Raw genomic sequence first — 26,732 nt, forward strand, 5'->3', positions numbered from 1 at the left:
CGCTATGTTAGCCAACACTTCGCTCGATCTGATTATGCGTGATGTTTTTCTGGAACTGCCCGAGTTTGTGCCTGGCTGTCGCACCGTACTGAAACTCGAAGGGCACCATATAACGGGATCAATCAAAATCAAGCCGGCCATTGCCTTGATCGAGGCTGCTGAAGCGCGCGGCCTGGCCACGCCAGGCCTGACCACCTTTATCGAGTCCTCTTCCGGCAACCTCGGCGTGGCGATGAGTTGTGTGTGCGCAAGTAAGGGCTACGGCTTCATTTGCGTCACTGACCCCATGGTGACGCAGGCCAATCTCAAGGCCATCCATGCATATGGCGGGCGTACTATTGTTGTCGACCGGCGTGATGCCAATGGTGGCTTTGTCGGCACGCGCATTGAGACCATTCGCCAGATCTGTGCCGAGGACCCCAATTGCGTCTGGCTCAATCAATACTCCAACCCCGCGAACGCACAGGCCCATCGGGAGCAGACCGCTCAGGAAATACTGCGATCCTTTCCCGCGCCTGAATGGTTGTTCATCGGGGTCGGGACTTCCGGTACGTTCATGGGGTGTGCCGAGGTGTTCAAGCTGGAGTCGCCTTCCACGCAGCTGGTTGCTGTCGATCCGGTCGGATCCGTGAGTTTCGACAGAGCGCCTGGGAAACGACTCATCCCGGGGATAGGCGCCAGCCAGAAACCACAATTGCTGGATGCGTCGCAAGCCGACTTCGTAGTATCGGTGACCGAGCGCGATACCATCGCCACCTGTCGCGATGTGGCCCGTCGTTACGGCATCCTGCTCGGCGGCTCATCAGGGTCGACCTTGGCAGCCATTGCGACGCTTTCGCCGCAAATGACCCGTGGTGACACCCTGGTGGTCATTGCCCCTGATCTGGGCGAGAAGTACCTCGATACCATTTATGATGACGCGTGGGTCGCTCGACATTTCTCCAGTGAAAACCGTGCAGTGGAAATGTCTTCATGAGCACCGGGACTTCGTTTGTGATAGTCGGCGGTGCGGCCATCGAGGGCATTCTGTCGGGGCAGCATCGTCAGGTCATGGACGTGATAGCCCTGGCTTATCGACTTCATGGTCAGGGCGACTCGATAAACCCCGACAGCTACTTCCTGCGTTTTCCACAAAAACCCGATGCACGGATCATTGCATTGCCGGTGTATCTGGGGGGGGAGGTGAACACTGCAGGATTGAAGTGGATCGCCAGCTTTCCAGGGAACATTCAGCAGAACCTGCAACGCGCCTCAGCGGTGCTGATTCTCAATGATTTTGCCACCGGATACCCCAGGGCCGTCCTGGAGTCCTCGTTGATCAGTGCGCACCGTACTGCCGCTTCCGCGGCGTTGGGGGCCGGAGCGTTATCGGGTGGTTGCCGCAATGTGCGCAAGATCGGCATCATCGGGGCGGGGGTGATAGCCCGGCAAACGTTGGATTACCTGTTCGCCGATGGCTGGTCGGCCGAGGAAATCGCGGTCCATGACCTGAGGTCGGAGGATGCCCGGCGCCTTGCCGGATGGATCAATCAAAAGGACAGGGGCGAGGCCCGAGTCGTGGGCGATTCACGTGCCAGCTGTGAGGACGCGCAACTGATCGTGCTGGCGACGACGGCCGCGTCCCCCCACCTGGTCGACCCCGATCTGTTCGCCCATGCACCGACGGTTCTGAACATCTCTCTGCGTGACATAGATCCGGGCCTGATACTCGACGCGCAAAATGTGCTCGACGATGTTGACCACTGTTTGAAATCGTACACATCCCCCCACTTGGCGGAAATAAAGACCGGCAGCCGGGCGTTTGTCGCCGGTACTTTGCACGAGGTGCTTACGCACCGTCTGTTACCGGATCCTGCCCGCGCGCGCATATTTTCACCTTTTGGCCTGGGGGTGCTGGACATCGCGCTGGGTGATTTTGTCCTTAAGGCGGCACAAGCCAGCGGGCATGCGATTGAAATCGATAACTTTTTTGCCAGCACGGCACGATGGTGAGTCTGATGACAGCTGATAGCTTAGAAACAATTGATTCCCGCTGGACATCCTCGCTTGACCTTGCTGCGGTTCATAAAGCGGCGCGGCGTCTGGAGGGGATGATCGTTCGTACTCCAGTACTGGAGTCGGAAGCGCTTAACCGAGCCGCTGGCGCCAGGGTTCTGGTCAAGGCAGAGTCATTGCAGAGCGGCGGGTCATTTAAGTTTCGCGGTGCGCTCAATGCATTGTTGGCACATGCACAGCGTCCTCAAGAAGTGGTTGCCTATTCTTCTGGCAATCACGCCATCGGAGTAGTGATGGCATGTAGGCTCCTGTCGATTCCCGTGACAGTGGTCATGCCACACGACGCCCCTTCTATCAAACTCGAAAAAGTTCGTGAGGCTGGCGGTAGAGTCGTGTTCTATCACCGAGACCGAGATGATAGAAATGCTATTGCCGAGCAAATCTGTGCGACGCGTGGGGCTTTGTTGATTCCCTCCTTCGATGATGTCGAGGTCATTGCGGGACAGGGCACCGTTGCCTTGGAATTGATCGAGGCAGCGCATAATAAAGGGTACACGCTAGACCATATTTTTGTGCCCTGCGGTGGAGGTGGGCTGGTTGCGGGCAGCTGCATTGCGGCCAGTCAGGCACAGCAGCCATGCTCAATCATTGCGGTTGAACCTCAGGGCTATGATCGTGTGGGGCGCGCCCGTCGCGTCGAGTCCCCAGAAAGGAATATCAGCACATGTGGGTCAATTTGTGACGCATTGTTGACGGCAATGCCTAGCAGACTGCTTTTGAGTTTGTCGGAGTTCAGCACATTGGGTACTTCGTGTGTTGATGACGATCAGGTGGCTTATGCGGTGCGTTTCGCTTATGAAGAAATGGGCTTGATGCTTGAGCCTTCTGGTGCAATCGCTCTAGCGTCGGTGCTTGATGGAACTTCCAAAGTAGAAGGAAGTTTTTTTGGTGTCATTTGCTCAGGCGCAAATGTTGACCAGGAAGTTCACGCGCGTTGTGTGGCTCGTGCGCGATTCGTCTGACGGGCGCCGTACAAGAAGCATTGCGCGGAGGGGAGCTGCCACTAAAATCTATACATGGGTCTTGGGATTAGTGCAGCTTGGCGCGATGTTTTTACATGCATGAAGTGGAGGGGCGATGGAAAATCGAGAGCTAATTGCTATTGAAGCAGCCGAATTCGAATATCTGCAATTCAGGGTAAGGAGCTTGCTCGACATAGCGGGTAACCCCTTCGGCGCCAAAACTGAAAATGAAGGGAGGGTCAATAGCTTTTCTGTTGAGGCGAGTGCAAGTCCTATGTTGAACCGCATTTATGGGGATTTAGTTTCAAGTGCTGATGAAGTCAGTGCGTTAATAGTAAGATACAAGAAGCTCCTGGCGTTGCCAGTGGTCGGGCTGTTACGCAAAACACAAAAAACTATTTTGGTGGATGGGCAGTCATTAGATTTGTTAAAGGGGTGGACGCATGTCCAGCTAGGATGTGGTATTGATCAAGTAAAAGTATCAACTTCTTCTTTTTTGGTGGAAGAGGTTACCCACGAAACATTGGATTTATTTTTGAAGCTTCATGCCGAAGGGTTTTGCACGAACTTATCGGACCGAAATGTAAATAAATCAATATTTAGTGCTTTATTGATGGAGGGTCGTGCGCGCCTCTACTTGATTAAAGTTGAGGGTAGGGCTGCTGCTGGTTCTGTGCTATGGCTTGCTAGCAACGGTGTAGGATACCTAGGTACTGCGGTTACAGCTAAACCTTTCCGCGGCATAGGCTGCCATCAAGCCTTGATTTCACACCGTATAACAAAGGCAAGGGAGTATGGCTGCAACTATATCGCAGCAACGGCCTTGCCTACCTCAAAGAGTAGAAAAAATCTTGAGAAACAGGGGCTTATGATGAGTCATTGGCAGTCGCTTTATAGGTAGAATTTTAGTGCTATGCATCTTGCGCAGTATCTAAGGGTCACATGAATAATCTAAGCTAGCCATTTTTTCGCAGAGGTAAATTCGACAACATGGATTTTGGCTATGATTGTGACCATTCTGAATAATTCGATCAAGCTAAAAGCAAACTAGTGCTCTTGTAGCTCATCTCCGCTTTAATAAATTAAAGCGGTGGAAGATCTTTATTTGTTTTTATCTGTGCCTTTATTTCCCTCATCGAACTGTCTGGTTTGGTTGGTAAATGCTCGCGCGGGCCCACAAGGCCTTCTGAGAGATCTTTAGATAGAAAAAATATACTTGCAATTGATAATGAGCAAAGTAATAAAATAGCGTATTTTAGGTGTGGTGGCAGCATTCCTAACTCCATTTATAATTGCAGTCCATTACATTTTTTGGCTGGCGCGACAGTGATGGTAGACCATATCTGAAAAATGTCTAAAGACTACTACGAGTAAATTCACATGAGGCTAAAAGCCTCTCACCAAGCTGGGGCTAGTTGGCAAGTGCACTAGCAAGCTGTAGGCGGTTTTTGCCGGGGTCGACTAGGATGAGCTTCAGTTTGGTTTGCTGGATTTGGTCAGACTTACGGTAAAAAGACAAACATAAGCCTTAGTCACTGGGTGCCGTGTTAATTTTACTCCGCAGTGGGCCGCGCCGAAATGTCGGTCTGAAAACATTGCTCCGAGAGGACTATCGTCTTCGCAGCGTGGCAATAGACCGCTATCTGTCGTCAGTAAAGAAACGTGCATTTAGCGCTATCAGCTCAAAAACAGCCACCAGCACGCAGAATGCAACAAAGCCGCGCGTGAAGACCCTGCGAGGCTTTTAAACCAGGCCCAGGTTTCAACGATGCCAAAAACCAACTCACGGCAATCGCAAAGGCGTGACGGCCTGATCGGCAACGAACGGGACGAGGATACTATACGAAGCGAATTACGAGGCCGCCGGCTTCTATCGGGTCGACCAACCGCGGCGCGGGGACATGATCGTGATGGAAGTCGGGCGCACGGTTTACCCGAACCACGCCGGGCTTTTTTCGTTCCCATCCTCCCAGTGCTACATTGCCCGCCTTTCCACAGGAATGACCTGCATGAAATTGATCGTGTGGACGAGGGCGGGAGGGGAAGCAGTGCCAGTAATTTCTTGTTATTTGGAAATCTCGTAGACTGCAAAGCTTTTTAGTATCAATCAAAGGAATGAGTTCGTGGCAAGCAATCACACTGTTACCTGCCCCCACTGTATGAACGAAGTGCCATGGGGCGCTCAAGTCTGCCGAGGTTGTCAGGCCGAGGTCCGTTACGGTACTCCCCAAGGCGTCGCGGTCTTTTTCCTGATTCTTTGTGTTGTTGCGGGGTGGTGGGGAGCCAAGCTGTTCCATAGTTTCATCACGACTAACTCGACAGTGCTCTGGGTTGTCTTTGGCGCTATTTTCCTGCTGTGCGTGCTTGCATCTCGAAAAATCTGTAAGCGACTATATGACGGAAAAACGGTTTTTCGGCGCTTCTATCGAAAGTAGATCTGCCGCGGCAGCATGAGCCCAGCCCTGCGCTGGGCTTTTTCGTTTCCGCTGATCCAAACAGGCAACAAAAAGCCCTGACTTAGCCGGGCTCGTTAAAAAAAACCTCAGCGCGAATCCACCTCTTTCGCGATCTCGGCGGATGATTTTTCCCTGCGCCTCTGAAGCCAGCTATAGAACGCATGTACCGGATGGAGGACGGCGGTAAGCACGCCAAGCAGCATGATGATGAAAATGATGATCAGCGGGATGCTTTCGTGCGAAAACATGGTGGGTTACTCCTGTAGTCACTATGTCGGAACCCGCAGACTAGACGTATAGAACAATGTTTTCGATGAACTTATGTTCATCCTCGGGTGCGTCAATTGTGCTACGGCGAGATTCGCCAAACTGGTCGATTTCAGATGTCAGCAAGCCATTATCGCGCAGTCTCTGTGGGCAATTCTTCAATACGCGCGTGGTTCGTAAAACTGCAAACCAGTGATGTCTTCCAGCCCATTCCACAGGAGTGACCTGCATGAAATTGATCGTAGGGGCTTTGGCCCTGGCGTTGCTGTCTGGCTGTACTGATAGCGGCCCAATAAAGGTCGGGCCCGATACCTACACGATTTCGACGCGTGTTCCCTTCGGCGGCCAGCACCATGCGCCTGATCGTGATGAGGTTCAGCTGATGGGATATGGACTTGAGTTCAAGAACAACAGCGGCACGGTCATTATCGATTCTGAGTATGCGAGGCTGATGGTGAGCTCTTCCGGTCGGTTCGCCCCGACCGAAGATTCAGGACTTGGGTCAACGACGTACTTTGCGCGTCCGGTGACATCCCAAGCGCCGCCGCTGGTGTTTGTCAGACCGGACACGGTCGGCGGGGTTGCCGGCTTGTGTCGAATGCGCCTGATCGGATCGGCCGGTAACTGGACGGGGTTTTACGTCCGCGCCTATGACGCGAACTTGATGCTCGAATAACCAGCATGGCAACACTCGGTTTTACGCTGAGCGGCCTGGAAGAAGTCGACGGTGTTCTGTACGCGCAGTCTTGGTATTGCAGGGAGGTTTGATTGTGTTTCGGTCGGCAGGACGCCGGAGGTCGGGGCGAAACGGGCTGAGTTATGGAACGCGCCCATAATAGTTATGGAACACATCCCGAGCGGTGAGGTTTTCACCAAACCCCAGAAGCGACAAAGCCCTGACTAATCAGGGCTTTGTCGTATAAAAATGGCGGAGGCGATGGGATTCGAACTCATGGACCTGTTACAGTCGACGGTTTTCAAGACCGCTATTTAAAGTCGCTAAAACCGTGGCCTGTAGTGCTTTTTCGTTTCAATACTTTTGTTTTTCGCCACCTCTGTAGACCGCATTCTACAAGGGGCGAAGTTTGAGTTTTGTAACGGGTTTTTGGGCTATTTTGACGGCTTCGCAATGGCGCCAATGCGTCGGTAAACGCGCTCCGTGATGTCGCCTTTGGTGTGCCCTAGGAGCAGACTCGCGTCGGCGACGTCGATGATTTCTGACGCAGCTTTTGGCCTGATGTCACGGAACTGGAAGCTACCGATTTTCTCGGCCAGCAGAGTGTCGCCGAGCTCGTCCGCCTCCTTCTTGGCCTTTTCCCGAGCCTTGTCCCACTGATCGCGAAGCATCTTCGCGGTCATGCGCTTACCACGCGCGCTCACGATCAGATAGCTGCAAATGTGCTGAGCATTGCGCTCGGCCATTTTTGCGATCAGCAGGCCCAGGCTGTTTGCCTTGCCATCGGCCGTCATTTGAATTCGAAGCTTTTTGTGCGTCTTGTTCTGCTGCACCCCCAAGTATTCCCCTTCGATATCATCCTTCCGCATGACCAGGACATCCGCGGGCCGTTGCCCGGTCAGGTAAGCCAGGTCCATTGCGTCTTTCAGCTCTTGAGCTGCCTTCTTGTAAACAGCATCCCAAACCACATCATTCGCGTAATAGTCCCTGGGCGTTTCCTTGTTTTTGCGCACGCCCTGGCAGGGGTTCTCCTTGGTCGTCAGCCCCCATTCCCGGGCGATATTGAAGACGTGGGAGAGGGTGGCGATCTCACGGTTCGCCCGCACCTTCGCTGTCCGTGCATCCCGGTAACCGGCAATCGTGGCCGGGGTGATCGAGTCGATGGGGGCGCTGTCGAACATCGGTCGGAGCTGCTTGATCTCTGACAGGTTGTCCTTCTGAGTGCGCGGTGCTTTTTTGGAGACAATGTCGCGGATGTACCGGTCGAAGATGCCCTTCATTGTGCGCAGGTCGAGCGGCTTTTCCTTGGCTTCAAGTTCTGCCCATTTGATCCTGGCCTTGTCCAAGTCTTTGCCCAGCGGGATCGCCTTACCGGTCAGGTCCAGGTAGTAATAGGCAATCCAGTCCTTTCCGCTTTTCCGTTTCCGCGTCCACTGATACATCCGGGGCGGTAAGTTGCGTGTTTCGGCCTTGCGGGGTCGCATATCAGTTCACTCGAGAGAAGTCGGGCGTCCATGCCGGAGTCGCCGGGGGAGGGTTTGGGTCAGCGATGGTCGGGGAGACCATCCCCAGCTTCATGCGGGCGTACATCCGTCCAACCAGTGGACGCTTGCCGCGGCTTTCGACGAACACCCAATGACGATCAATCAGCCAGCGCCGCTGGTAGGCCCTGGCCTTGTAGCCGGTGAGATCTGCCAGTTCTTCGTCTGAGAGAATTTCAGTTTCCATGTTGATGCTCCATGTCGCGCGTGGTGGCAGAAGGTGGTTATTGGGTTAAGCCACTTTGAGCAGCGTCTTAGCTGCGAGCCGACGGCGACACATGAGTACCTGCAAGCGGTAGGCGTGGAATCGGCGGCCGTCCTGTGAGGTGATTTCCGGTGCCAGGCAGGACAGGTCTTCTTCCAACTGGCCGAAGTAATAGAGATGCTCGCCATCGCTGCCCCATTCGGGCTGAGCAATGGCCCAGGTGCGAGCTGCGAGACAAGGCATGCAGGTCTTGAACGCCCCCATGTCTCCATCCCAGCTTCCGGAGATGAGTTGGTATTTCTGACCGGGCTCGATGTGCCCATGGCACTCGTTGCACTTGTGCACCTTGCGAGCGGTGGGCGTGGATTCCGTTTGAAAATCGAACATAGCGATTCCTCGCCCGCCGTTCACCGGCAGGCCGATAGGTATAAATTGTCAGGTCTAATTCGGGTGGTGTATCGTTTCAGCTGTTCACCCTGCTACATGACTCTTTACCGGCCCATGGATGGCGAGGTCATGTGCAGGGAGAACACTCTTTCGCTATACGCCGCTCACCGGCAGGCTGTGAGTTGTCAATCGGGGGCTTATAACTGGACGAGGTCGGCGGGGACGCTGACTGTTATACCGGTCTGGGCGAATACGACGGCTCGGCACACAGCGACCTCGCGTGTTTGACCGGGCTGGCGATTGCAAGGATCGCGCGTGGCGTCAGCCAGCCATGGGTAGCTGTGCCCGCGTTCGACCCAGACCCTGTACTTCTCGATCAGGTGGTCGACGTCGAAGTGACGGGCGAAGGGCAGTTGCAGCTGACTGGCGTCGGGCTGCTGGGCGCCCTCGATGCTGTCTATTGTCCAGGCCAGTGCCGGACCAGCCAGTTCCTCGGTGCGGAGGCTCAGCTTGCGTACAGCGGTGTCGTGGATCTTCTTGAGTTCCTGGGCGGACTGGGCGCCGGCCATGGTGTCGATAACCGACCTGATGAATTCCAGGCGCTCTTGCTGCTGGCGCTCGATCTCTTGCTGCTTGTCTTCTGCCTTGGCGATCGCCACTTCATCGCGAACAGTCTCGACATACGCTGCATCGTCGAACATGCCCATGTGGATGTCTGCTGCAAAGCCCAGGGGCTGCAAGCATTTTCCAATGGCGTCAGTAAGCGACTTTTTCGCTGCTTCCCAGTCGGTAATGATCTTGCCTTGCTGCAGCAACACGAACGGCGTGTGACCGTAGCGCTGAACAGTGCATTTCTGGCCCTCTTTACCCAGATACCAAAGCTCAATCTTCACTGTGTGCAGCTTGGCGTTAATGAGCGGGGCGCCGGGCCATTCCTTGGTGGGGGCCTGGAGCGGTGCACCCTCGTCGAAGCGTTCCTCAAGGACAGTCCAGCCCCAGCCTTCACCGCACGGCCCGAAGATCTCAGTAGCCTTGCGCATCAGGTAGGTTGGCTTGATGGCGGTGCCTTTGAAGCCGCCCATGCCGGTGAAGTTCTTGGTGGCGCTCGGATCAGTGGTATCGACCAGATCCCAGATCCCAGATCTGCATATTCGTGGACATGAGTGTTCCTTGCCGCGATGCACGCAGCGTTGAAATGGTGGGTTACTGAGTGACGCGATCAGCCAGAGCGCTGAGCAGCATCAGGAAGGTGAAGATGGCGATCGCCGGGAGTGAGCCGCGCCAAATCAGCAGGCGCCTTGCCCGCTGGCGTCGGGTCACGGGATAACCTCAAGACTGAGGAGTCGTTCGCCCAGGGTGATACGTGCGGCGACCTTGTCTCGATCAACACCGGTGACGCTGGCAATCTCGCCAAGGGTGCATCCTTGACGCCGCAGTCTGGCGCAGCGCTTGTCAGCGGTACGGTCATCAATCTGACCGACAGCAACTTCACCAAGGCCGGCAAATTGAAACGCGGCGTGAAGTACGCCAAGCCTCTGACCAAGACTGAGCGCGACCAGAACTTCAACGTAAACGGCCTGGTCGGGGGCAAGGACTACGTGGGCGGGCGATTCCGCGGGAACTGGCAGTTCTCTATCGATACTCCGGCCGATGGCGAACTTGATCAGGTCGACCCATCGGGCAACGTGTCGGTTGCGGTGCTCATGACCCAGGTGCAGGCCCTGACCATCGGCCAGACCGCGTACATCGTGAACAACCTGCCTTATGCGGTGCCGCTTGAGTACGGACATTCGAAGCAGGCGCCCGGCGGAATGGTCCGAATCACTCTGGCCCGCTTTCAACGGATCGTCGACGAAGCCATCAGGAACAACCAGGTATGAGCCATAACCTCATTGCCTCGATCTACGAGGCCAAGCTGATCAATTGGGCGAAGGCGTTGCCAGTACCGCTGAAGGTTGTCGTCGAAAACGAGGCTTACACGCCGGTGGACGGCGCCACCTACCTGAAGGCGTTCACGCTGCCGGGCGACACCGCAAGCAACACGCTCGGCGGTGACCACAAGCTGTACACCGGTGTATTTCAGGTCAGCGTCGTGACGCCCTCGGGTAAGTATCGCGGTGCGGCCGGTGCACTGGCTGACCAGATCGCCGCGTTGTTCCCGCTGTACGAACGGAACACGAAGGGCGCACTGACCGTCGTGACCATGACGCCAGTTGACCCTGGCCCAGGCATTCCCGACGACACAACTTTTACTGTACCCGTGTCGTTCATGTACCGCGCGGACACGGGTCTATAGCTGATTTGTTATCACCCCGAGCTCCAATCCGCTCCATTGCCTATGCGGCTATAATCGCTTCCTTTTCCCAAGGATCGGTAGATGAAAAGTTTGGAAGATTTGATAGATAGCCGCGACCCCGCGCTGCCTCTCATTGAAAAAATGCTGGTAGAAGCCACCCTAAACTATCAGTTACTACCCCCGTCCACCGAGAACGGCCGAGTTCTTTCTGGCCTTCAGGTTACGACCAGATCGACTTTGGGTGCGATCGCCTACGGGACTGGTGGTCTGCTTATCGACCATGGCTGGTTACGCGTGCTCGGCTCCGGGCATCCTCAGCTGCCACGAAACCTTGTTGATTGGAACGACGGCCGAGCTGATGCTTATCTGCTGGTCGCGGACGATGCTGCTGGAGGGTTCTTTTCCATCAACGGCGGCGGTTTGGGCGATGATGTAGGAGCGATGTACTACTGGGCGCCCGACACGCTGCGCTGGGAGCAGTTGGACATTGGCTATACCGACTTTCTTGGCTGGGCCTTGAGCGATCGGCTCGCAATCTTTTACGACGGCCTGCGCTGGGATGGCTGGCGTAGCGACTTGCAGGCACTGAAAGCCGATCAGTGTTTTTCATTCTTTCCGTTTCTCTGGACTCAGGAAGGCTCAATCGAGGAAAGCCGCCGCACGATGATCGATGTTGGCGAACAGTTCGAGATGAATGTCGAACTAGCTCGCAAACTCGACAATGGATCTGCACAACCAGTCTGAAGCCAAGCCGAAGCGCCTGGATTATCCACTCACCATTTCAATCGATGACCAATGAACCCGCCACTGAGCGGGTTTTTTCATTTCTGAAAAGAGGAAAAACCCATGGCCGGCATTCAAATGCCCAACGGCGCAACTTTCGAAATTGCTTCCGCCTACGGCACTGCAATCCCATTTACTGCGCTGACTAATGCGAACCCGGCGGTGGCCACGGCCGCCGCGCATGGCTTGGCCGAGGGCGACATTATTGCGGTGAACTCGGGCTGGACGCGATTGGACGGCCGAGCTGTTCAGGTCGGTGTAATCGCCAGCGGCACCTTTGCGCTGGGCAGCATCGACACCACCAACGTTCAGCAGTATCCGGCCGGCTCTGGTATTGGTTCTGTGCGCGAAGTCACGTCGTTTACCGAAATCTCGCAGATCACCGAACTGGCGTCCAGTGGTGGTGATCAACAGTTCCTGACCTACGGCTTTCTGGCTGACGATGACGATCGCCAGATGCCGACCACCAAGAACCCGATCACGCTGAACATAACGGTGGCGGACGATCCTTCCAAGCCTTATGTCGATGTCTGCGAGGCTGCTGACGATGACAAGCAGGTGCGAGTGCTTCGTCTCAACCTGCCAGGCGGTAGCAGCATCATCTACAACGGCTACGTGTCGATCACATCGACCCCGACCATGTCGCCCATCGCTCAGCTACGCAACGTAGTGGGGCGAATGCGGATTCGATGATCCGAATGGCGTCTTCTGGCGCTAGAGACGACCTCGTCATGCCTACTCCCTTTAGAATCGTGGTGTAGCTCTGCTCGGGCAGCAGCCTTCAGCGTTCGTGTGCTGAACGTAGCTGTTAGTTACCAGATGTGCACTTGATTGCAATTACGGAGTATCCGCACATGCCCCCACCTTTCGAGGAAACTGGCGTGATCAAGTATTCAGAACACTCTTTCTTTGCCCAATCGGCAACGCTCTGTCCGCACGTCAAGAACACTGTATTTGGAGGGCAACGTTCTTCTCGGCGCCGATACAGGCATTGTATGAAGCTTCAATTTTCAGGGGGAAACCCGGTTTGTTCTGAAAATACATGAAGGCAGTCCGGGCGCCACCAATGACGACCGCGATTCCCGCTCCCATGAAAGCAAGCATCTCTCTTTTATTTTTGTCGACCAGCCATTTCAAGGATGTGCGCATCGGTAGCACTCGGGGTGGCGATCTCAAGGGCGAGTTGAGTTTTGCTGATCTTGGAAAGCAGGGAATGGGGTAGCCTAAGCGGGCATGGTATTCCTCCGTTGATAGGAAAGAGCGTAGCAGTCAGAGGAGGTGTGATCGTTTAGCAGAAAGCCGGGGGAGCACGGAAAATCAGGAAAGTTTTGTAACGGTTACCAAATAGTTTTGTAACGCCTTCAAAAAACGAGGACGCCGCTCAAACCCCAGAAACGACAAAGCCCTGAATAATCAGGGCTTTGTCGTACATAAGATGGCGGAGGCGATGGGATTCGAACTCATGGACCTGTTACAGTCGACGGTTTTCAAGTCCGAAGATTAATCCTTATATTTCAATACTTTAAGTTTTATTCATTTCCGCTAGGCAGTATTCATTGATGCTCTGGAGGCCTCTGAAATCAAGGGGTGGGAACTTATTTGCGGAAACGAATTTGGCCGGTTATTTGGCGTTCTGGGTGGGCTCATGATCGCCCTAAATTTCATAGCTGCAATCGAGAGACTGCGCTTGATGGAAAGCGACTTTCATCTGAAGTGAGATTTTTGCAGCCAACCTGGTCAGTCGTGACAGGCAGAAAACGGCCGATTCTGTTGAAAAAGTCGGCCATGGTTTCAACGGCAGAAAAGTACGCGCTTGAGATTGAAATCTTTACTTTGAGCAGAGGATTCCGGGCTCAGATTTCGCATAGCTGCGTGCAAAAAAGGCGTTTTCAGCAGTCAGTATGCGGGCAGTCTGGAAGGACCGACTTTTTCAACACAATCGGCCAATAGCGGACGTCCAAATTCAAGGTAAGGCTATGCGTAGATCACCGTCCAGATGTGCCCTTGTCCCTACAACGCGCCTTTCTACCATCCCCTCAGTAAAGCTCACATCGGGTATGCATAATATTTCTAGAAAACTGAGCTGCTCGAAGGATTGCTCGCTCATTCACCTCAGAGTCTCTCAGCAAGGAAGGTTCATACGAGTAACGTAGGCCTGCAAGATCGTATAGCTCCCTATAAGTTTCAGCCCCCATATCCTGATTGCAACGTTCACACAACGTTACTAAATTTCTAAAGCTGGTCTCCCCACCCTGGGAATATGGCCTTACATTCTGCAAAGTTAGCCCGTCGGTTTCTGGGCAGTTCACACACTGATTTCCATCTCTATCTAAGATTCTTTGTTTGAACTTCCCTCGAAAACTCCTTTTCTGAATAGATGCCGATGCCAGCTCAATATCTGTAAAAGACCCGTAAGGAGAGATCAGGCACTTTCGCTTTTTTATCCAGTGAGCCATGTGTCGCCTTACAAATTTTTCATCTGCAATCGCCCACCCCTGAATACAAGTCCAGTCGTAGTAGCTTTTTTCGTTATCAACCACAATGTAACTTCTCCCTAATTCCTCTAGAGCTCCAGAAAACACGTCACTGTTTACCAATGAAGGCTTGCGAATCTCAAGACCGCTAGAATCCGGTGCGCTACCTAGTGTTAACGTTGAAAAATAACCATAGCCGCCACAGACTAATTTCAGGTCAAAGGCATATGCAGAGCTCAAATGTTTTTCCTCACAGTTCTTCAGTGGGCGAGTTGGGATAGCCAACATAAGAAGGGTCTAGACCGCGCAATGTGGCTTGAAGGCGCCTGACTGAGGCTGCAAGCCACAGATCGTCCGGAAGCCCAATTTCTGCCACCAATCTATCAACGACCTCTAAAACTGCGTCGGCATCAATCATCTCGTTCATGCTGCTTCGATTACTGATATAGCCTGGACGAACCGTTAGGGCAGCGAAGGTCGCGACTGCGTCCATGTTGTCCAGTTGCGCCGTAAGGCTGCTCCTAAGTTCCTCATCCCATCGTTTACTATTGGCGATGCAATAAACCGCTTCCATATCAGGAAGTCGCCGCAGTGCGGTTCCATCCATCACAGCACAGCGATAACGGGGTAATTCTCGCTCCAACAATTTTGACGTTTCGTTTTTGCTGTAGATTACTTCGCCGCCATTCGGGCGTGAATGCTGGGTAAGATTATGGGCGTAAAGATGCTTCCGTAAAAGCCATGGCACTATGAGAAGGTCACCATCCGCTATCAAAGCCTCAACGGTTGCTTTAACACGTATCGTGCCTTCAGCAGCTGATTTCGCGTGCTGCCATAAGATAGTCCCAGCATCATCCACCAAAAAGCCAAGGGTCTCTTCGCTCCTAATCCAGTCTTGCTGCCGAACAAGCGTACGGGCCAAAGCTACCCAGAAGACCCTATCGCCGTCATGAGAAAGCTCTGGAAGTAAGTCGCCAAGTCGATCAAACAGCGCGAGAAACTGCTCGCTTTGTTGCAAATGCAAAAGGACGATTTCCATCTGATCGAAGTTACCGATGCTCCAGATCTTTTCGATTTCAGCCCTAGCCATCATGCCCGGTGGATTACCTAGGTAGAGCAAGCGTATGAGGTTTCGACGTTTAGCAATCCTTTTGCCGTTGGACTCTTTGGTTTCGTTGCTGAACCTAGGGAAAAGCACTTGTAGAATCTCGCGATAGGCATCTGCGCTAGGGCCAAGTATGTCAGTAACAGAGAGTTCTTTATCTTTGTTATTTTGGCGTGAGACACTTCTTTCCAAGAGTTCATGATCGCTGGGATCATCAATTACGGCTTCAAGATTATTGATGATAAGATCACGTACCGCAGGAGCTTTTGTGAGAAGCCAGCTGTACCCCAGGACATCGTAGGGACATATCTCGCCGCGTATAATTTCTTCCAGCACTGCGAACGCACCGACCAGCCGCTTGATTTCACGTGGGGTACGCGCAGCTCGGATTAGTTGTCGAAGAATTTCCTCTTGGTATGGCTCTATAGCGTCTGGAAGTTTAACGTTGTTGATGCGTAACGAGTTAGCTAGCAGCGCCTTGACATCATCTGCGAACAGCGGACGTAGCGAGATCGGAAATTGGATTATCTTTTCCAGGTAGCTTTCTCCAGTTCGCCGCCGCTCCGCCAGATCGCTACCTCTTCCAAGCGCTTGTGCCACGCGATCTGGATCGTAGGCCACTAGATAGGAGATTCCTCTGATGTCACCTACTGCTTTCACAAGCTGGGCCACTGCGCGAACTTCGTCATCCTCAACTCGGTCCAGTTCGTCTATTAACACAACGACCGGCACGTTCGCCTTAGCAAGCTTCGCTTCGAGTGCTTTTCGTTCCTGATTCGCCGATAGATCCTTTGGCTTGATTAATGCCTTAAGGCCCTTGATGGCGCATTTTTCCCAAAAAGTAGTAGCGGCGCCGCCACTGCCAAAAGCGTCAATGACGGCAGCAACCGTAGTACCGGTAAACTCAATGGATGCCTTATACCGCTCGAGTTGTAGCTGTACCTCTCTTGCTTTCTCGCTGGTACTACGGCCGAGCGCTTCACGTAGGCTACTGAAGTATGCCTGCACCAACTCGTCGCGCCCTTTGAAAAGCCAAGGGTTCAAAGTCGCCACTACAACACTATCCAGCTGCTTCAGTTCTGCACTCAGCAAGTTAAGGATACTCGATTTTCCGAGCCCCCATTCACCGGTCAGGCCTATGACAAAACCTGTTGCACAGCGGGTGATTTCTCCCTCAGTGCTTCGTTCGGTGTGAACTAGCGCTTTGATAAGGCTGGCGATGAACGGGCCACGATCCAATGCATCAGCTTCAGCTTTTTCGATGGCCCGATCTTGGCGCGCCAAGTGATCATTGGTTTCCATAATTTAAGTAGTCGCTTTCCATATGTGAGAAACAATCGCTTTTGGAATGAACTGTTGAATCATCTTGCGCAGAGCCTTTTCTTCCTATGTATACCGGCAGCTTAGTCGGTGAAATCAAACAATTGCTCATACGAAAATGAGCATGTACTACGCTAATAAAAAGCCCGCCGACACGCTAACGATGACGGAGGGCTGTCAGCCTGTAGTTAGTCTCCAGGCTTGTGCTTATGGATAGGCAAAGTAGGGTGTTTTTTATCGTTGGGTGGATTCACATGCCGTCTGCGGTCTTCCTTGCCATCATCGCGCTTTGGCTTCGGGCCTGGCTTGATATCAGTAAACATACGTACTCCTGTAAAGAACGGTAGATGAGAAGCTTTGAAAACGTAGCACATAGCCATTCAACTAGCTCATTTCGCTTAAACAACCGGCGCCGCTCAAGCCAGCTTGACTGACCGCTTCTGGCCGATTCTGTTGAAAAAGTCGGTTCTTCCAGACTGCCCACGCACTGACTGCTAAAAATGCCTTTTTTGCGCGCAGCTACGCGAAATCCGAGCCCGGAATCCTCTGCTCAAAGTAAAGATTTCAATCTCAAGCGCGTACTTTTCTGCCGTGGAAACCATGGCCGACTTTTTCAACAGAATCGGCCGTTAACTGCCTTTAGTGAAGTACAGCTTTGGGTCGAAAGTAGCCGGTGACAGCTTCATCAATTGACCATACTCCAATCAACCTATTGCAGGTTCCAATTGGGGGCACTGTCGCTGCTTTCTCGAAAGGAATCGACACCATGCCAAGCGATTATTCACTGTCGGATGTACTGGAAAGGCTGTTCGAAAATCAGCAGGCCTTAGAGGCGGCCATTATGGAGTTGACCCTGCTGATTGAGGAGCAAGGGGCACAGGAAATGGGCGGAAATGTCCGTGGTGCACTGTGGACCATGGGTGAAAACGCCGGTCATATCAAACAAGGCCTGACTCGATTGAAGAAATTGGACATCGGCTAGGTGCAACACCTTTGCCAAGGCTGCCTGAATCCGACTCCAAAGTGCCTATGGGCGCATCGTTCGAGGGTTCTGACGACGATCAGACGCTTGATGCCAAAAAGGCGGAGAGTTGATTCTGGCAAGCGATGAGCAGACATTTTTTTGCGATTTACTCTGATACGCTGCTGAAGCACTCGTTTACAGGAGTTGTTCGCATGATTGGCAAGTTAATTTCGACGGGTTTCAGTTTGGCCACCTTGCCCGCACGCCTGACTTTTCGCAGCGTCCGCGCCTTGGCCATGACGCCTGCCGAAGCCAGCCGCCTGCTGGCGGACATGCGTCAGGCATCGGATCAGGCGGTGCAGGAACTCCAGGGGCTGTTGGCCAACGTCGATGCGGACATGACCCACAAAACGGCGCACCTCAGTGCTGCCGACAAGCGCCTGGCAGCCGAACTGGCCCTGCACGCCGCCGAACAACACCTGAACATGGCCGCGATCAACATTCTGCGGGCCGTCTGGCTGACGCTTCACTCGACGCCGAACTTGCCGCCAAGCGAGCTTGATAAGCGGCTTGAACAGACACGTAACGACTAACAGACCGTTCGGCGGATCGGTCGATCCGAGCGAGAAATGGGAGCTCAGCATCCTTGAATCGGCGCTTCATGTGCAGGTGGGGTTTATGGAGCGCTTACAATTCGGTTAGTCAGTCCGGTTCACCTCACTGGCAGCTATTGGCGACAGTTTAGTTGCGACCATCGCAGAGGAATTACACCTCCGTCTGTTCAGCCATTTCTAGGGCATCATCGACCTCGATACCCAGGTATCTGACAGTGCTTTCAAGCTTCGTATGACCAAGCAGGAGTTGCACAGCTCTCAGGTTCTTCGTCCTGCGATAGATCAGCGATGACTTGGTTCGCCGGAGCGTGTGAGTACCGTACATGGTTGGGTCAAGACCAATGGTTGTCACCCACGCTTTGACTATTCGAGCGTATTGCCTGGTGGATAGATGGGCTGAGCCGTGCAACCGGGTCGGAAACAAGAAGTCCTCGCTGCGGAGGCGGGCCTGATGCATCCAAGCCTCCTGAACTGTTCGGGTTTGCTCTGTGATTTCAAGTTGCACTGGGTGCTGGGTTTTCTGCTGCATCACGATGGCCCGTGACGACACATGTTCCCCATGGGCTATGTCTCGGACTCGCAGCTTGGTGAAGTCACAGGCACGCAGCTTGCTGTCGATGGCCAAGTTGAAGAGAGCCAGATCCCGTGTTTTCTCCGCGAGCTGGAGTCTTACCCGAATGGCCCAGATATCTCTGACTCGGAGCGGGGCTTTCTGTCCGACTAGCTTTCCCTTGTTCCAAGGCTGATGACTATATGTAGCAATGATCTTCATGGTTTGTCCTCCACGTTGAGGGAGGACAAGGGTGGATCAGTCACGGTGCGTGGTGGTCGCTAACCGACCCATAGCTGCCGGTGGCAGCAGGCATAAATCGGCCAATAGCGGACGTTTAGATTAGTGAAAATAAATCCGTCCCCTTTCTCCCCGGAAAAACCCGGGCGCAGAGGAAGTCGACGAATACCCGCACCTTAGGAGAAGGGTGTTTACTGGAAGGCCAGAGTAAATGAAACTCGCCATTGCGCTCTGTGTGCTCTGGCAAAACGGTCCACAGCTGCCCCTCGGTGAGCGCCTGCCTCACGGAGAACTCCGGCAGATAGGCGATGCCCAGTCCCCGCAAGGCAAAGCATAAACGGGTTTCGATGGTGTTGCAGATCATCGAAATGGGCAAGGATAACTCGGGCTCCTCAGCAGTACGACGCAAGGCCCAGGTTTCCAGCTTGCCGCTATTGGGGAAACGGTAGTGCAAGCAGCTGTGCAGCAGCAGATCGGTTGGTACTTTTGGCGTACCACGCGCTGCCAGGTAGTCCGGCGAGGCGACCAGCAACGAACGGAATGAACCGAGCTTACGGGCCGATAAACGCGAATCCGTAGGCGCGCCGGTTCTGACCACGACGTCGAAACCTTCCTCGATCACATCGACCAGGCGGTCGCTGAAGTCTAGGTCCAATTCAATGGCCGGGTACTCACGCATAAAGTCGCCGAGCACCGGATGTACCAGCGAACTGACCAAGGGCAGGCTGACCCTCAAGCGTCCACGTGGAGCGACGCTGGCTTGCGACAGTTCCAGTTGAGCCGCCTCGATTTCTGCCAGAATCCGACGGCTGCGCTCCAGAAACAGCATGCCTTCGGCAGTCGGCGTGACGCTGCGCGTGCTGCGGTGAAACAGGCGAACACCGAGCTTCTCTTCCAGCCGCGCCACGCTCTTGCCGATGGCCGACGCCGACACCCCCAGCATTCGGCCGGCCGCAACGAAACTGCGATTTTCAGCGACCTGCACAAACACCACAAAGCCATTCAAGCTGTCCATGCTGCCCTCCATTGCGGATGTTCTGCTCCGCATAAAATGGAACTCTACCCCAGTTTTTCTTTAATCCTAGACTTTCTATCGTGGCGGGGCTCTCCACTCTCAGAAGGAACTGCGCATGACCCTCCCCGAAATCGCTTTATCCACGGGCACGCTTTCCCGTCAATTGTCCGCGCGCATTGAAGCAACGGTCCAGCAAGCGCTGGAGCAGCAGCGACTGGTTGGCGCGGTAGTATTGGTGGCCCGCGATGGCGAGTTGGTCCATCGCCAGGCGGCCGGCTGGGCCGACCGCGAGAAGCGGTTGCCGATGAGCGTAGAGGCGGTGTTTCGCTTGGCATCGGTCAGCAAACCTATTGTCTCGACGGCGGCGCTGGTGTTGGTAGCGCAAGGCCGTCTCGGTCTGGATGACAGCGTTGAGCGGTGGTTGCCCGAGTTTCGGCCACAGTTGGCTGATGGACGTGCTGCCCGCATCACGGTGCGGCATTTGCTTAGTCACACGGCGGGGCTTGGCTATCGCTTTTTCGAAGCCGATGCGCATGGCCCCTATGCACAGGCCGGTGTCTCGGATGGTATGGATGCGTCCACCGTCAGCCTCACCGAGAACCTGAGCCGCATCGCCAGCGTGCCGCTGCTGTACGAGCCCGGCACGGCCTGGGGCTATTCGGTGGCAACCGATGTACTAGGTGCTGTGATTCAGCGGGTGCAGGGCGAGCAACTGGCTGATGCGGTGCGCCAGCTCGTGACTGATCCGCTGCGCATGACCGATACCGGCTTTGCCGCGCTGGACCCATCGCGCGTGCCTACCGCCTACGTCAGTGCGACTCCCGAGCCCCATGCGCTGGCCGAAGGCGAAATCGTTTCTCCGTTCGAGGGGGCGATCGGCATCCCGTTCAGCCCCGCCCGCATCTTCAACCCGCAGGCGTTTGCGTCGGGTGGTGCCGGTATGGCCGGAACAGCCGAGGACTTCCTGCGCCTCCTTGAAACATTGCGTCGCGGCGGCGGTGAGCTGCTGTCCACGGCACTCGTCGAGGAGATGGCACTCGATCAAACCGGCGGCCGGGAATTACCCGCTGCACCGGGGTTCGGCTTTGGTCTGGGGTTCTCGATACTGCGCGATCCGGCCTTGGCGGTCACCCCCGAGTCGCCAGGCACCTGGCGTTGGGGTGGCGCCTATGGCCATTCGTGGTGTGTGGATCGACAGCAGAAGCTGAGTGTCGTCGCCTTCACCAACACGTTGTACGAGGGCATGTCGGGACGGTTCGTAACCGACCTGCGGGACGCGGTATACGGCGTCGCGGAGCTAGGCCAATGAACTCGGAAGTGCAGGATCGCATGCCTTATGCACCCTTGTTGGCGCTGGCAATGGCCGCCTTCATCACCATCCTTACCGAAGCACTGCCGGCTGGTCTGCTGCCGCAGATGGCACAGGGGCTGGCCGTCTCCGAGGCGTGGGTCGGGCAAACCGTCACCGCCTATGCCATTGGATCGCTGATGGCCGCCATGCCGTTAACGGCGGCCACACAAGGATTTCGTCGCCGTCCCTTGCTACTCGCTGCCATCGCCGGCTTTGCCATTGCCAACACGGTCACGACGTTTTCGACCAGCTTCACGTTGACGATCGCGGCGCGCTTTCTGGCCGGCGTTGCGGCGGGGCTACTGTGGGCGTTATTGGCCGGCTATGCCGCGCGCTTAGTACCCGAACACCGCAAAGGCCGCGCCATCGCGATTGCGATGGTGGGCACACCCCTGGCGCTCTCGTTGGGCATCCCGGCCGGAACCTTTCTGGGCAACGTCCTGGGATGGCGCATGTGCTTCGGCATCATGAGCCTGCTGGCCGTGCTGCTGATGGCATGGGTGCGCTTCAACGTGCCGGACTTCGCCGGAAAGGCTGAACAAAAACGTCTGTCGCTGCGCTACGTATTCACACTGTGGGGCATTCGCCCCGTGCTCTTCGTGGTACTGGCGTTCGTCCTTGCGCACAACATTCTCTACACCTACATCGCTCCGTTTCTGCAAGTGGCCGGCCTGGGGGCGCAGACGGATGTAGTACTGCTGGTCTTCGGAATCACATCGCTGCTGGGAATCTGGATTGTTGGGCTGTTAATCGACCAGTACCTGCGTGCGCTGACCCTGGCGAGTACCGCATTGTTTGGCATTTCAGCGATGGTGCTGGGTATAGCAGCCACTGAACCCGTTGCCGTTTTCGTAGCGATTGGCGCGTGGGGATTAGCCTTTGGCGGTGCCGCAACGTTGTTTCAAACGGCATTGGTCCGAACTGCTGGCGATGCGTCAGATGTCGCACAATCCATGCTCGTGACTGCTTGGAACATCGCAATTGCTGGCGGGGGCATTGTGGGAGGTCTGCTACTCGACCGACTCGGCGTAGAAGCATTCCCTCCTGCACTACTGGTGCTGTTGGTGGCCACGCTGATGGTGACGTGGTCGGCCAAGTTGCGCGGGTTTCCCGTGGTGCAGGGGGTGAAATCCGATGCAATTTGAATGTGCTAATGTGGTAGCAGGCAGCGGCGAACCTCGTTAACAGCGCATCCCAAAGCTTTTGGACGGAAGTGGACCGGCATGACAGCTATCGCCAACCTTTGCCGCGTGGTTCGAACAGGTCTGCATAGCCCCTTGAGTAGTGTCTGTACGAGATCTGCAATCCATACCCAGTGTCCGCTTCTGGCCCGTTAGCTGCCGCTCCTGATTCACAGCTGTTGGCCGGAAGCTGATTATCGATCCTGACCGAATACCCATTTTGCGTGCGAGTCGAGTTTCTTGATCCAGGTAGGAGAGGTCGGTACGGAACGGGAGGGTTGCGGAAATAGCTCAAAAGATGCGGAAACGATATAGAAATGGTGCAACAGAAATCGCACACTCCAGAAACGACAAAGCCCTGAATAATCAGGGCTTTGTCGTACATAAGATGGCGGAGGCGATGGGATTCGAACTCATGGACCTGTTACAGTCGACGGTTTTCAAGACCGTTGCCTTAAACCACTCGGCCACACCTCCGTTTGCGTTGCGGGCGCCATAATACCTGAATGAAACACACTGTCAAACTCTCTGCATGGCTTGTTACAGAGCGTCTGTTATGATCTTTGCGACTGAACGTTTCAAACCAACAGGAGTGTCGCCATGCGCGAACAGGATTACGCAGTTAATAACAGCGTGCAGGCTGAGCAGCTAGAGGTTAGCCGCGTCCTGCGCAACACTTACGGCTTACTCGCACTCACCCTCGCATTCAGCGGCGTGATGGCGTTTGTCGCGCAGCAGATGCGTGTCGGCTACCCGAACGTCTTCGTGGTACTGATCGGCTTCTACGGCCTTTTCTTCCTCACCAACAAACTCCGTGACTCGGCGTGGGGCCTGGTTTCTGCGTTCGCGCTGACCGGTTTCATGGGTTTCCTGCTCGGCCCGATCCTCAATCGTTACCTGGGCATGCAGGGCGGTGCGGAAGTGGTCAGTTCGGCCTTCGCGATGACCGCGCTGGTGTTCGGCGGCCTGTCGGCTTATGTGCTGATCACCCGTAAGGACATGAGCTTCCTCGGTGGTTTCATCACGGCCGGTTTCTTCGTGCTGCTGGGTGCGACACTGGCGAGCTTCTTCTTCCAGATCAGCGGTCTGCAATTGGCGATCAGCGCAGGTTTCGTGCTGTTCTCCTCGGTGTGCATTCTGTTCCAGACCAGCGCCATCATTCACGGCGGCGAGCGCAACTACATCATGGCGACCATCAGCCTGTATGTATCGATCTACAACCTGTTCGTCAGCTTGTTGCAACTGTTCGGCATCATGAGCCGCGATGATTGATCGCCAGCCTTGAGTAAAAAACCCGCTTTGGCGGGTTTTTTATTGCCCGAAAATCGGGGCGACCCAAGGTTATTCGGTAATGACAATGCTGCCGTCGGCCTGCTGCCGATAAATAGTGTAGGGCAACAGCATGGTGTCGAGTGCGCCGGAAATGACTACGTCGATCAGCACAAAGGGCGTGCCGTTGTTGTATTGGTACTCATTGATGCCCGGGCCTGGAGGCGCATGCAAGCTGCAAAAGTCGTAAGTCACGCCGCTATAGATCCGTGGAATCGCACCGCAGTAGGTTTTCTGTTCCTTGAGACTCTTCACCGCCGCTTCGTCACTGCGCACCACCGTCTGGAACGTACCGCAACCTGCAAGCATCACCGCTGCCAGTAGCATGGCCTGAGTTTTCATACCGCCAATCCTTCGTCGGAAAGGATCAATCTACGCTTTTGCGAACCAAACAGCACTCACGCCATCGGTGGCAGCCGGCGCTTGACCGGGGTCTTCTTGACGATCGCAGTGTTGGTTTCGGCGTGGCTGTTGAGGCGGTCGAGGAGGGTGTCCAGTTGTTCCATCGAGCGTACATGCAGGCGGGCGATGAAGCAGTCATCGCCGGTGACTTTGTCGCACTCGGTGAACTCAGGGATGGCCTGAATCTGTCGCTCCACTTCCTGCAACTGGCCCGGCAACGGGCGGATGCGGACGATTGCCTGGAGTTGATAGCCGAAGGATTTGGGGTCGACCTCAACGGTATAGCCCTTGAGTACACCGCGTTCTTCGAGGCGGCGCAGGCGCTCGGCGACGCTGGGCGAGGACAGGCCGCTGATCTGTGCCAGGGCCTTGAGTGAGCGGCGTGAGTCTTCCATCAATGCGCTGATCAGCACTTGGTCGATGTCATCGGTCATGGCGAAACCCCTGTTAGGCAATCGGTTGAATAAGCCTTGATAAAAAAGGCAGAAACCGAGTTTAGCCTGCTTTTTGCACTGGAGAAGCCCCCCCGTGGATTGGCATACTTTGGGCTCAAACACAGGAGGTTGATGATGGACAGAACACTACGTCGCGGGTCATTCGAGATGACCGCCGCCATGCTGATATCCGGGACCATTGGCTGGTTCGTGCTGGTGTCCGGGCAACCGGTGCTGGACGTGGTGTTCTGGCGCTGCGTGTTCGGTGCCGGCACTTTGTTGCTGATCTGCGCGGCGTTCGGCTTTCTGCGCCCTGGCATTTTGACGTCCACCACCTTCTTGCTGGCGGTACTGAGCGGTGTAGCGATTGTCGGTAACTGGGTGCTGTTGTTCGCGTCCTACTCTCGCGCCTCGATTGCCATCGGCACGGCGGTTTATAACGTCCAGCCGTTCATGCTGGTGGGGCTGGCCGCGCTGTTTCTGGGGGAGAAAATCACCCTGCAGAAACTGTTCTGGCTGGGCATTTCGTTTCTCGGGATGCTGGCGATTGTCAGCGCCCATGGTGAGCAAGGCGAGGGCGGCAACGATTACCTGATGGGGATTGCTCTGGCGCTGGGGGCGGCCTTGCTTTACGCGATTGCCGCGTTGATCATCAAACGCCTGACCGGCACGCCGCCCCATCTGATTGCCTTGATTCAGGTCTGCACCGGTGTGTTGTTGCTCGCGCCCTTTGCGCATTTTTCGGCGATGCCGCAAGCACCCAGTGCCTGGGCCAGCCTGGTGACCCTGGGCATCGTGCATACCGGTTTGATGTATGTGTTGCTCTACGGCGCGATTCAAAAGCTGCCGACCGCCCTGACCGGCGCACTGTCGTTCATCTACCCGATTGCGGCGATTTTCGTTGACTGGTTCGCCTTCGGTCATCGCCTGGAACCGCTGCAATGGATCGGTGTCGCCGCGATTCTGTTGGCCGCTGCCGGGATGCAACAGGGTTGGAGCCTGAAGCTTCGGCGGGTGGCTACACAATAAACGGCCTCTCAGATGTTCCAGAGCGGTGCGGTCTTCGCCAGACGCTGGCGCATCTCGCCGATGTTCGCGGTCAATTGTCGGGTCAGCAATCGGTAGCCATCCAGCGGACTGTAGACCGGCGCATCGAGCGTTGAGTCCGATGGCGGTTCGGCTGGCCGGCTGAGCCGTTGCGAAGCGCCCGATTTCAATGCCCGAGCCATACCGATCAGTTGCACCCGGATCTGTCGGTGCTCGGCTTTCAATGCCGATTGCAGATGGGCCATTGCCTCGGCGTCATCGGCATTCGGCCGGCTATTGCCGAGGATTTCCAGGATGCTGATGCACATCCGCAAATTGCGCTGAATCGCATCGAGTTCGGTCATGGAAACCCGCACTTCCTTGGACACCGAGGGCATCAGTGAGCGCAGTTGCACCATGACTGTGTTCAAGCGATTCATGAGCTTCAGGTGTTCGTCAGCGTTGACAGACTCGCCGTTGATGATGCGGCCGTAGATGGCCGCGCAGTCGCGCAACGCATCGGCCAGGTTGTAGCGCCAGGAGTACACCGCGTACAGCGGCAGGGCGAAGGAGAAGGCCAGCGCCAAGGCGATGCCGATCAGAATATCCACCCCGCGCCACAAGCCATCGGTGACCGGGTTGTCACCGTGCCCCGCGACGATAAACACGGTGATCGCCGACAACAGCGCCGTGTAACCACCCTTGCCGATGGCGTGGTACGAGAAGAATCCGCACACCACCGACATCGCGAAATAGGTCAGCCACGGCATCCCGAGCCAGGCCTGTTGTGCCACCAGCAACAAGCCGACACCGGCCCCGATCAAGGTGCCGATGGCCCGCTCGGCGGCTTTTTTGCCGATATTACCGTGGTGTTGCAAGCCACCGATCACCACCAGCATGGTCACCGACGCCCATTCGCCGTGGGGCAGGTGGATGCCGGTGGTCAGCAGGATCGTCGCCAGCAAGCCCAACGAAACCCGCACCGCATGGATCAGTTTGGCGTGGCGGTAGCGCCGGTACGGGTCCAGCAACGGACGCAGTATTCGGCGCAACAGCGGTGGCAGTCGAAGGCCTCTGATGATGCTCAGGCTCGGTGTCC

General features: G+C 55.3%; 27 protein-coding genes, 1 tRNA gene and 2 pseudogenes. 16 read left to right on the plus strand and 14 right to left on the minus strand.

Annotated elements, in window-relative coordinates; genetic code table 11:
- Nucleotides 1-4: 4 nt before the first annotated feature.
- The 5 genes and pseudogenes from sbnA to LOY38_RS12100 form a co-directional block, all read left to right on the plus strand.
- Nucleotides 5-976 (plus strand): 2,3-diaminopropionate biosynthesis protein SbnA, encoded by a 972-nt coding sequence (gene sbnA, locus LOY38_RS12080; protein ID WP_258700204.1) that lies wholly within the window; start codon nt 5-7, stop codon nt 974-976.
- The gene (gene sbnB, locus LOY38_RS12085; RefSeq protein ID WP_258700205.1) at nt 973-1,992 is read left to right on the plus strand and encodes a 2,3-diaminopropionate biosynthesis protein SbnB; all 1,020 of its coding nucleotides are present in this window, start codon (nt 973-975) and stop codon (nt 1,990-1,992) included. The genes sbnA and sbnB overlap by 4 nt, the downstream gene beginning before the upstream one ends.
- A 5-nt stretch (nt 1,993-1,997) precedes the next feature.
- Nucleotides 1,998-3,017, plus strand: a complete 1,020-nt coding sequence (locus LOY38_RS12090; RefSeq protein WP_258700206.1) for a threonine/serine dehydratase — start codon at nt 1,998-2,000, stop codon at nt 3,015-3,017.
- Nucleotides 3,018-3,132: 115 nt separating this feature from the next.
- The gene (locus LOY38_RS12095; RefSeq protein WP_258700207.1) at nt 3,133-3,918 is read left to right on the plus strand and encodes a GNAT family N-acetyltransferase; all 786 of its coding nucleotides are present in this window, start codon (nt 3,133-3,135) and stop codon (nt 3,916-3,918) included.
- Nucleotides 3,919-4,855: 937 nt separating this feature from the next.
- Nucleotides 4,856-4,972: pseudogene (locus LOY38_RS12100) on the plus strand (phage tail protein); the annotation flags it as partial.
- Between the two features lie 587 nt (nt 4,973-5,559).
- On the opposite strand, the gene LOY38_RS12105 reads toward LOY38_RS12100, so the two are convergent.
- Nucleotides 5,560-5,721 (minus strand): hypothetical protein, encoded by a 162-nt coding sequence (locus LOY38_RS12105; RefSeq protein ID WP_258700208.1) that lies wholly within the window; start codon nt 5,719-5,721, stop codon nt 5,560-5,562.
- A 401-nt stretch (nt 5,722-6,122) separates the two neighbouring features.
- Here LOY38_RS12105 and LOY38_RS12110 point away from each other — a divergent pair.
- Nucleotides 6,123-6,401: pseudogene (locus tag LOY38_RS12110) on the plus strand (hypothetical protein); the annotation flags it as partial.
- Between the two features lie 449 nt (nt 6,402-6,850).
- On the opposite strand, the gene LOY38_RS12115 reads toward LOY38_RS12110, so the two are convergent.
- The 4 genes from LOY38_RS12115 to LOY38_RS12130 form a co-directional block, all read right to left on the minus strand.
- The gene (locus LOY38_RS12115) at nt 6,851-7,900 is read right to left on the minus strand and encodes a tyrosine-type recombinase/integrase (RefSeq protein ID WP_258700209.1); all 1,050 of its coding nucleotides are present in this window, start codon (nt 7,898-7,900) and stop codon (nt 6,851-6,853) included.
- A gap of 1 nt (nt 7,901) precedes the next feature.
- Nucleotides 7,902-8,144 carry a DUF4224 domain-containing protein gene (locus tag LOY38_RS12120; protein ID WP_258700210.1) on the minus strand — a complete coding sequence of 81 codons (243 nt, stop codon included), beginning with the start codon at nt 8,142-8,144 and terminating at the stop codon, nt 7,902-7,904.
- 45 nt (nt 8,145-8,189) lie between these two features.
- Nucleotides 8,190-8,549, minus strand: a complete 360-nt coding sequence (locus LOY38_RS12125; RefSeq protein ID WP_258700211.1) for a hypothetical protein — start codon at nt 8,547-8,549, stop codon at nt 8,190-8,192.
- Nucleotides 8,550-8,746: 197 nt separating this feature from the next.
- Entirely contained in the window at nt 8,747-9,631 is an 885-nt protein-coding gene (locus LOY38_RS12130) for a hypothetical protein (protein ID WP_258700212.1), read from the minus strand.
- A gap of 189 nt (nt 9,632-9,820) precedes the next feature.
- Here LOY38_RS12130 and LOY38_RS12135 point away from each other — a divergent pair, with 189 nt between their 5' ends.
- The 4 genes from LOY38_RS12135 (at nt 9,821) to LOY38_RS12150 (ending at nt 12,321) form a co-directional block, all read left to right on the plus strand.
- Nucleotides 9,821-10,429, plus strand: coding sequence for a hypothetical protein (locus LOY38_RS12135; RefSeq protein WP_258700213.1), 609 nt, complete (start codon nt 9,821-9,823; stop codon nt 10,427-10,429).
- Nucleotides 10,426-10,845 carry a DUF4128 domain-containing protein gene (locus tag LOY38_RS12140; RefSeq protein WP_258700214.1) on the plus strand — a complete coding sequence of 140 codons (420 nt, stop codon included), beginning with the start codon at nt 10,426-10,428 and terminating at the stop codon, nt 10,843-10,845. The genes LOY38_RS12135 and LOY38_RS12140 overlap by 4 nt, the downstream gene beginning before the upstream one ends.
- An 81-nt stretch (nt 10,846-10,926) precedes the next feature.
- Complete coding sequence (locus tag LOY38_RS12145; RefSeq protein WP_258700215.1) at nt 10,927-11,589, plus strand: DUF2625 domain-containing protein; 663 nt, start codon at nt 10,927-10,929, stop codon at nt 11,587-11,589.
- 102 nt (nt 11,590-11,691) lie between these two features.
- On the plus strand, nt 11,692-12,321 hold the full coding sequence (locus LOY38_RS12150; RefSeq protein ID WP_258700216.1) for a phage tail protein: 630 nt from the start codon (nt 11,692-11,694) through the stop codon (nt 12,319-12,321).
- A gap of 246 nt (nt 12,322-12,567) precedes the next feature.
- On the opposite strand, the gene LOY38_RS12155 is transcribed toward LOY38_RS12150, so the two are convergent.
- From LOY38_RS12155 to LOY38_RS12165, 3 genes are all read right to left on the minus strand, one after another.
- Nucleotides 12,568-12,777 (minus strand): hypothetical protein, encoded by a 210-nt coding sequence (locus LOY38_RS12155; protein WP_258700217.1) that lies wholly within the window; start codon nt 12,775-12,777, stop codon nt 12,568-12,570.
- A gap of 887 nt (nt 12,778-13,664) precedes the next feature.
- On the minus strand, nt 13,665-14,342 hold the full coding sequence (locus LOY38_RS12160) for an HNH endonuclease (protein WP_258700218.1): 678 nt from the start codon (nt 14,340-14,342) through the stop codon (nt 13,665-13,667).
- 10 nt (nt 14,343-14,352) lie between these two features.
- Complete coding sequence (locus LOY38_RS12165; protein WP_258700219.1) at nt 14,353-16,509, minus strand: KAP family NTPase; 2,157 nt, start codon at nt 16,507-16,509, stop codon at nt 14,353-14,355.
- A 784-nt stretch (nt 16,510-17,293) separates the two neighbouring features.
- On the opposite strand from LOY38_RS12165, the gene LOY38_RS12170 reads away from it, so the two are divergent.
- Entirely contained in the window at nt 17,294-17,509 is a 216-nt protein-coding gene (locus tag LOY38_RS12170) for a hypothetical protein (RefSeq protein WP_258700220.1), read from the plus strand.
- A 194-nt stretch (nt 17,510-17,703) separates the two neighbouring features.
- The gene (locus LOY38_RS12175) at nt 17,704-18,084 is read left to right on the plus strand and encodes a hypothetical protein (RefSeq protein ID WP_009043509.1); all 381 of its coding nucleotides are present in this window, start codon (nt 17,704-17,706) and stop codon (nt 18,082-18,084) included.
- A 172-nt stretch (nt 18,085-18,256) separates the two neighbouring features.
- Here LOY38_RS12175 and LOY38_RS12180 read toward each other — a convergent pair whose 3' ends face one another.
- Nucleotides 18,257-18,877 (minus strand): tyrosine-type recombinase/integrase, encoded by a 621-nt coding sequence (locus tag LOY38_RS12180; protein WP_258700221.1) that lies wholly within the window; start codon nt 18,875-18,877, stop codon nt 18,257-18,259.
- A 115-nt stretch (nt 18,878-18,992) separates the two neighbouring features.
- Complete coding sequence (locus LOY38_RS12185) at nt 18,993-19,910, minus strand: LysR family transcriptional regulator (RefSeq protein ID WP_258700222.1); 918 nt, start codon at nt 19,908-19,910, stop codon at nt 18,993-18,995.
- Between the two features lie 115 nt (nt 19,911-20,025).
- On the opposite strand from LOY38_RS12185, the gene LOY38_RS12190 reads away from it, so the two are divergent.
- Both LOY38_RS12190 and LOY38_RS12195 read left to right on the plus strand, forming a co-directional pair.
- A complete protein-coding gene (locus LOY38_RS12190; RefSeq protein ID WP_258700223.1) occupies nt 20,026-21,219 on the plus strand; it encodes a serine hydrolase in 1,194 nt (397 codons plus the stop codon).
- Entirely contained in the window at nt 21,216-22,406 is a 1,191-nt protein-coding gene (locus LOY38_RS12195) for an MFS transporter (RefSeq protein WP_150633846.1), read from the plus strand. The genes LOY38_RS12190 and LOY38_RS12195 overlap by 4 nt, the downstream gene beginning before the upstream one ends.
- Before the next feature lie 425 nt (nt 22,407-22,831).
- Here the strand turns inward: LOY38_RS12195 and LOY38_RS12200 are convergent.
- A tRNA-Ser gene (locus LOY38_RS12200) sits at nt 22,832-22,919 on the minus strand.
- 123 nt (nt 22,920-23,042) lie between these two features.
- Between LOY38_RS12200 and LOY38_RS12205 the strand changes: the two genes are divergently transcribed.
- Nucleotides 23,043-23,714: a Bax inhibitor-1/YccA family protein gene (locus LOY38_RS12205; protein ID WP_258700224.1), complete on the plus strand. Its 672-nt coding sequence runs from the start codon at nt 23,043-23,045 to the stop codon at nt 23,712-23,714.
- A gap of 69 nt (nt 23,715-23,783) precedes the next feature.
- On the opposite strand, the gene LOY38_RS12210 is transcribed toward LOY38_RS12205, so the two are convergent.
- Entirely contained in the window at nt 23,784-24,113 is a 330-nt protein-coding gene (locus tag LOY38_RS12210; protein ID WP_258700225.1) for a YceK/YidQ family lipoprotein, read from the minus strand.
- A 56-nt stretch (nt 24,114-24,169) separates the two neighbouring features.
- Complete coding sequence (locus LOY38_RS12215; RefSeq protein ID WP_258700226.1) at nt 24,170-24,607, minus strand: Lrp/AsnC family transcriptional regulator; 438 nt, start codon at nt 24,605-24,607, stop codon at nt 24,170-24,172.
- Between the two features lie 135 nt (nt 24,608-24,742).
- On the opposite strand from LOY38_RS12215, the gene LOY38_RS12220 reads away from it, so the two are divergent.
- Nucleotides 24,743-25,636: a DMT family transporter gene (locus LOY38_RS12220; protein WP_258700227.1), complete on the plus strand. Its 894-nt coding sequence runs from the start codon at nt 24,743-24,745 to the stop codon at nt 25,634-25,636.
- 8 nt (nt 25,637-25,644) lie between these two features.
- On the opposite strand, the gene LOY38_RS12225 is transcribed toward LOY38_RS12220, so the two are convergent.
- Nucleotides 25,645-26,688 (minus strand): FUSC family protein, encoded by a 1,044-nt coding sequence (locus LOY38_RS12225; RefSeq protein ID WP_258700712.1) that lies wholly within the window; start codon nt 26,686-26,688, stop codon nt 25,645-25,647.
- Nucleotides 26,689-26,732 lie beyond the last annotated feature (44 nt).

Source organism: Pseudomonas sp. B21-015, from assembly GCF_024749285.1.
Classification (GTDB): domain Bacteria; phylum Pseudomonadota; class Gammaproteobacteria; order Pseudomonadales; family Pseudomonadaceae; genus Aquipseudomonas.

What these genes read in the sequence shown, in the direction of transcription:
- sbnA (WP_258700204.1), top strand. Translation starts at nt 5, where the DNA reads ATGTTAGCCAACACTTCGCTCGATCTGATTATGCGTGATGTTTTTCTG.
- sbnB (WP_258700205.1), top strand. Translation starts at nt 973, where the DNA reads ATGAGCACCGGGACTTCGTTTGTGATAGTCGGCGGTGCGGCCATCGAG.
- LOY38_RS12090 (WP_258700206.1), top strand. Translation starts at nt 1,998, where the DNA reads ATGACAGCTGATAGCTTAGAAACAATTGATTCCCGCTGGACATCCTCG.
- LOY38_RS12095 (WP_258700207.1), top strand. Translation starts at nt 3,133, where the DNA reads ATGGAAAATCGAGAGCTAATTGCTATTGAAGCAGCCGAATTCGAATAT.
- LOY38_RS12105 (WP_258700208.1), bottom strand. Translation starts at nt 5,721, where the DNA reads ATGTTTTCGCACGAAAGCATCCCGCTGATCATCATTTTCATCATCATG.
- LOY38_RS12115 (WP_258700209.1), bottom strand. Translation starts at nt 7,900, where the DNA reads ATGCGACCCCGCAAGGCCGAAACACGCAACTTACCGCCCCGGATGTAT.
- LOY38_RS12120 (WP_258700210.1), bottom strand. Translation starts at nt 8,144, where the DNA reads ATGGAAACTGAAATTCTCTCAGACGAAGAACTGGCAGATCTCACCGGC.
- LOY38_RS12125 (WP_258700211.1), bottom strand. Translation starts at nt 8,549, where the DNA reads ATGTTCGATTTTCAAACGGAATCCACGCCCACCGCTCGCAAGGTGCAC.
- LOY38_RS12130 (WP_258700212.1), bottom strand. Translation starts at nt 9,631, where the DNA reads ATGGGCGGCTTCAAAGGCACCGCCATCAAGCCAACCTACCTGATGCGC.
- LOY38_RS12140 (WP_258700214.1), top strand. Translation starts at nt 10,426, where the DNA reads ATGAGCCATAACCTCATTGCCTCGATCTACGAGGCCAAGCTGATCAAT.
- LOY38_RS12145 (WP_258700215.1), top strand. Translation starts at nt 10,927, where the DNA reads ATGAAAAGTTTGGAAGATTTGATAGATAGCCGCGACCCCGCGCTGCCT.
- LOY38_RS12150 (WP_258700216.1), top strand. Translation starts at nt 11,692, where the DNA reads ATGGCCGGCATTCAAATGCCCAACGGCGCAACTTTCGAAATTGCTTCC.
- LOY38_RS12155 (WP_258700217.1), bottom strand. Translation starts at nt 12,777, where the DNA reads ATGCGCACATCCTTGAAATGGCTGGTCGACAAAAATAAAAGAGAGATG.
- LOY38_RS12165 (WP_258700219.1), bottom strand. Translation starts at nt 16,509, where the DNA reads ATGGAAACCAATGATCACTTGGCGCGCCAAGATCGGGCCATCGAAAAA.
- LOY38_RS12170 (WP_258700220.1), top strand. Translation starts at nt 17,294, where the DNA reads ATGCCAAGCGATTATTCACTGTCGGATGTACTGGAAAGGCTGTTCGAA.
- LOY38_RS12175 (WP_009043509.1), top strand. Translation starts at nt 17,704, where the DNA reads ATGATTGGCAAGTTAATTTCGACGGGTTTCAGTTTGGCCACCTTGCCC.
- LOY38_RS12180 (WP_258700221.1), bottom strand. Translation starts at nt 18,877, where the DNA reads ATGAAGATCATTGCTACATATAGTCATCAGCCTTGGAACAAGGGAAAG.
- LOY38_RS12185 (WP_258700222.1), bottom strand. Translation starts at nt 19,910, where the DNA reads ATGGACAGCTTGAATGGCTTTGTGGTGTTTGTGCAGGTCGCTGAAAAT.
- LOY38_RS12190 (WP_258700223.1), top strand. Translation starts at nt 20,026, where the DNA reads ATGACCCTCCCCGAAATCGCTTTATCCACGGGCACGCTTTCCCGTCAA.
- LOY38_RS12195 (WP_150633846.1), top strand. Translation starts at nt 21,216, where the DNA reads ATGAACTCGGAAGTGCAGGATCGCATGCCTTATGCACCCTTGTTGGCG.
- LOY38_RS12205 (WP_258700224.1), top strand. Translation starts at nt 23,043, where the DNA reads ATGCGCGAACAGGATTACGCAGTTAATAACAGCGTGCAGGCTGAGCAG.
- LOY38_RS12210 (WP_258700225.1), bottom strand. Translation starts at nt 24,113, where the DNA reads ATGAAAACTCAGGCCATGCTACTGGCAGCGGTGATGCTTGCAGGTTGC.
- LOY38_RS12215 (WP_258700226.1), bottom strand. Translation starts at nt 24,607, where the DNA reads ATGACCGATGACATCGACCAAGTGCTGATCAGCGCATTGATGGAAGAC.
- LOY38_RS12220 (WP_258700227.1), top strand. Translation starts at nt 24,743, where the DNA reads ATGGACAGAACACTACGTCGCGGGTCATTCGAGATGACCGCCGCCATG.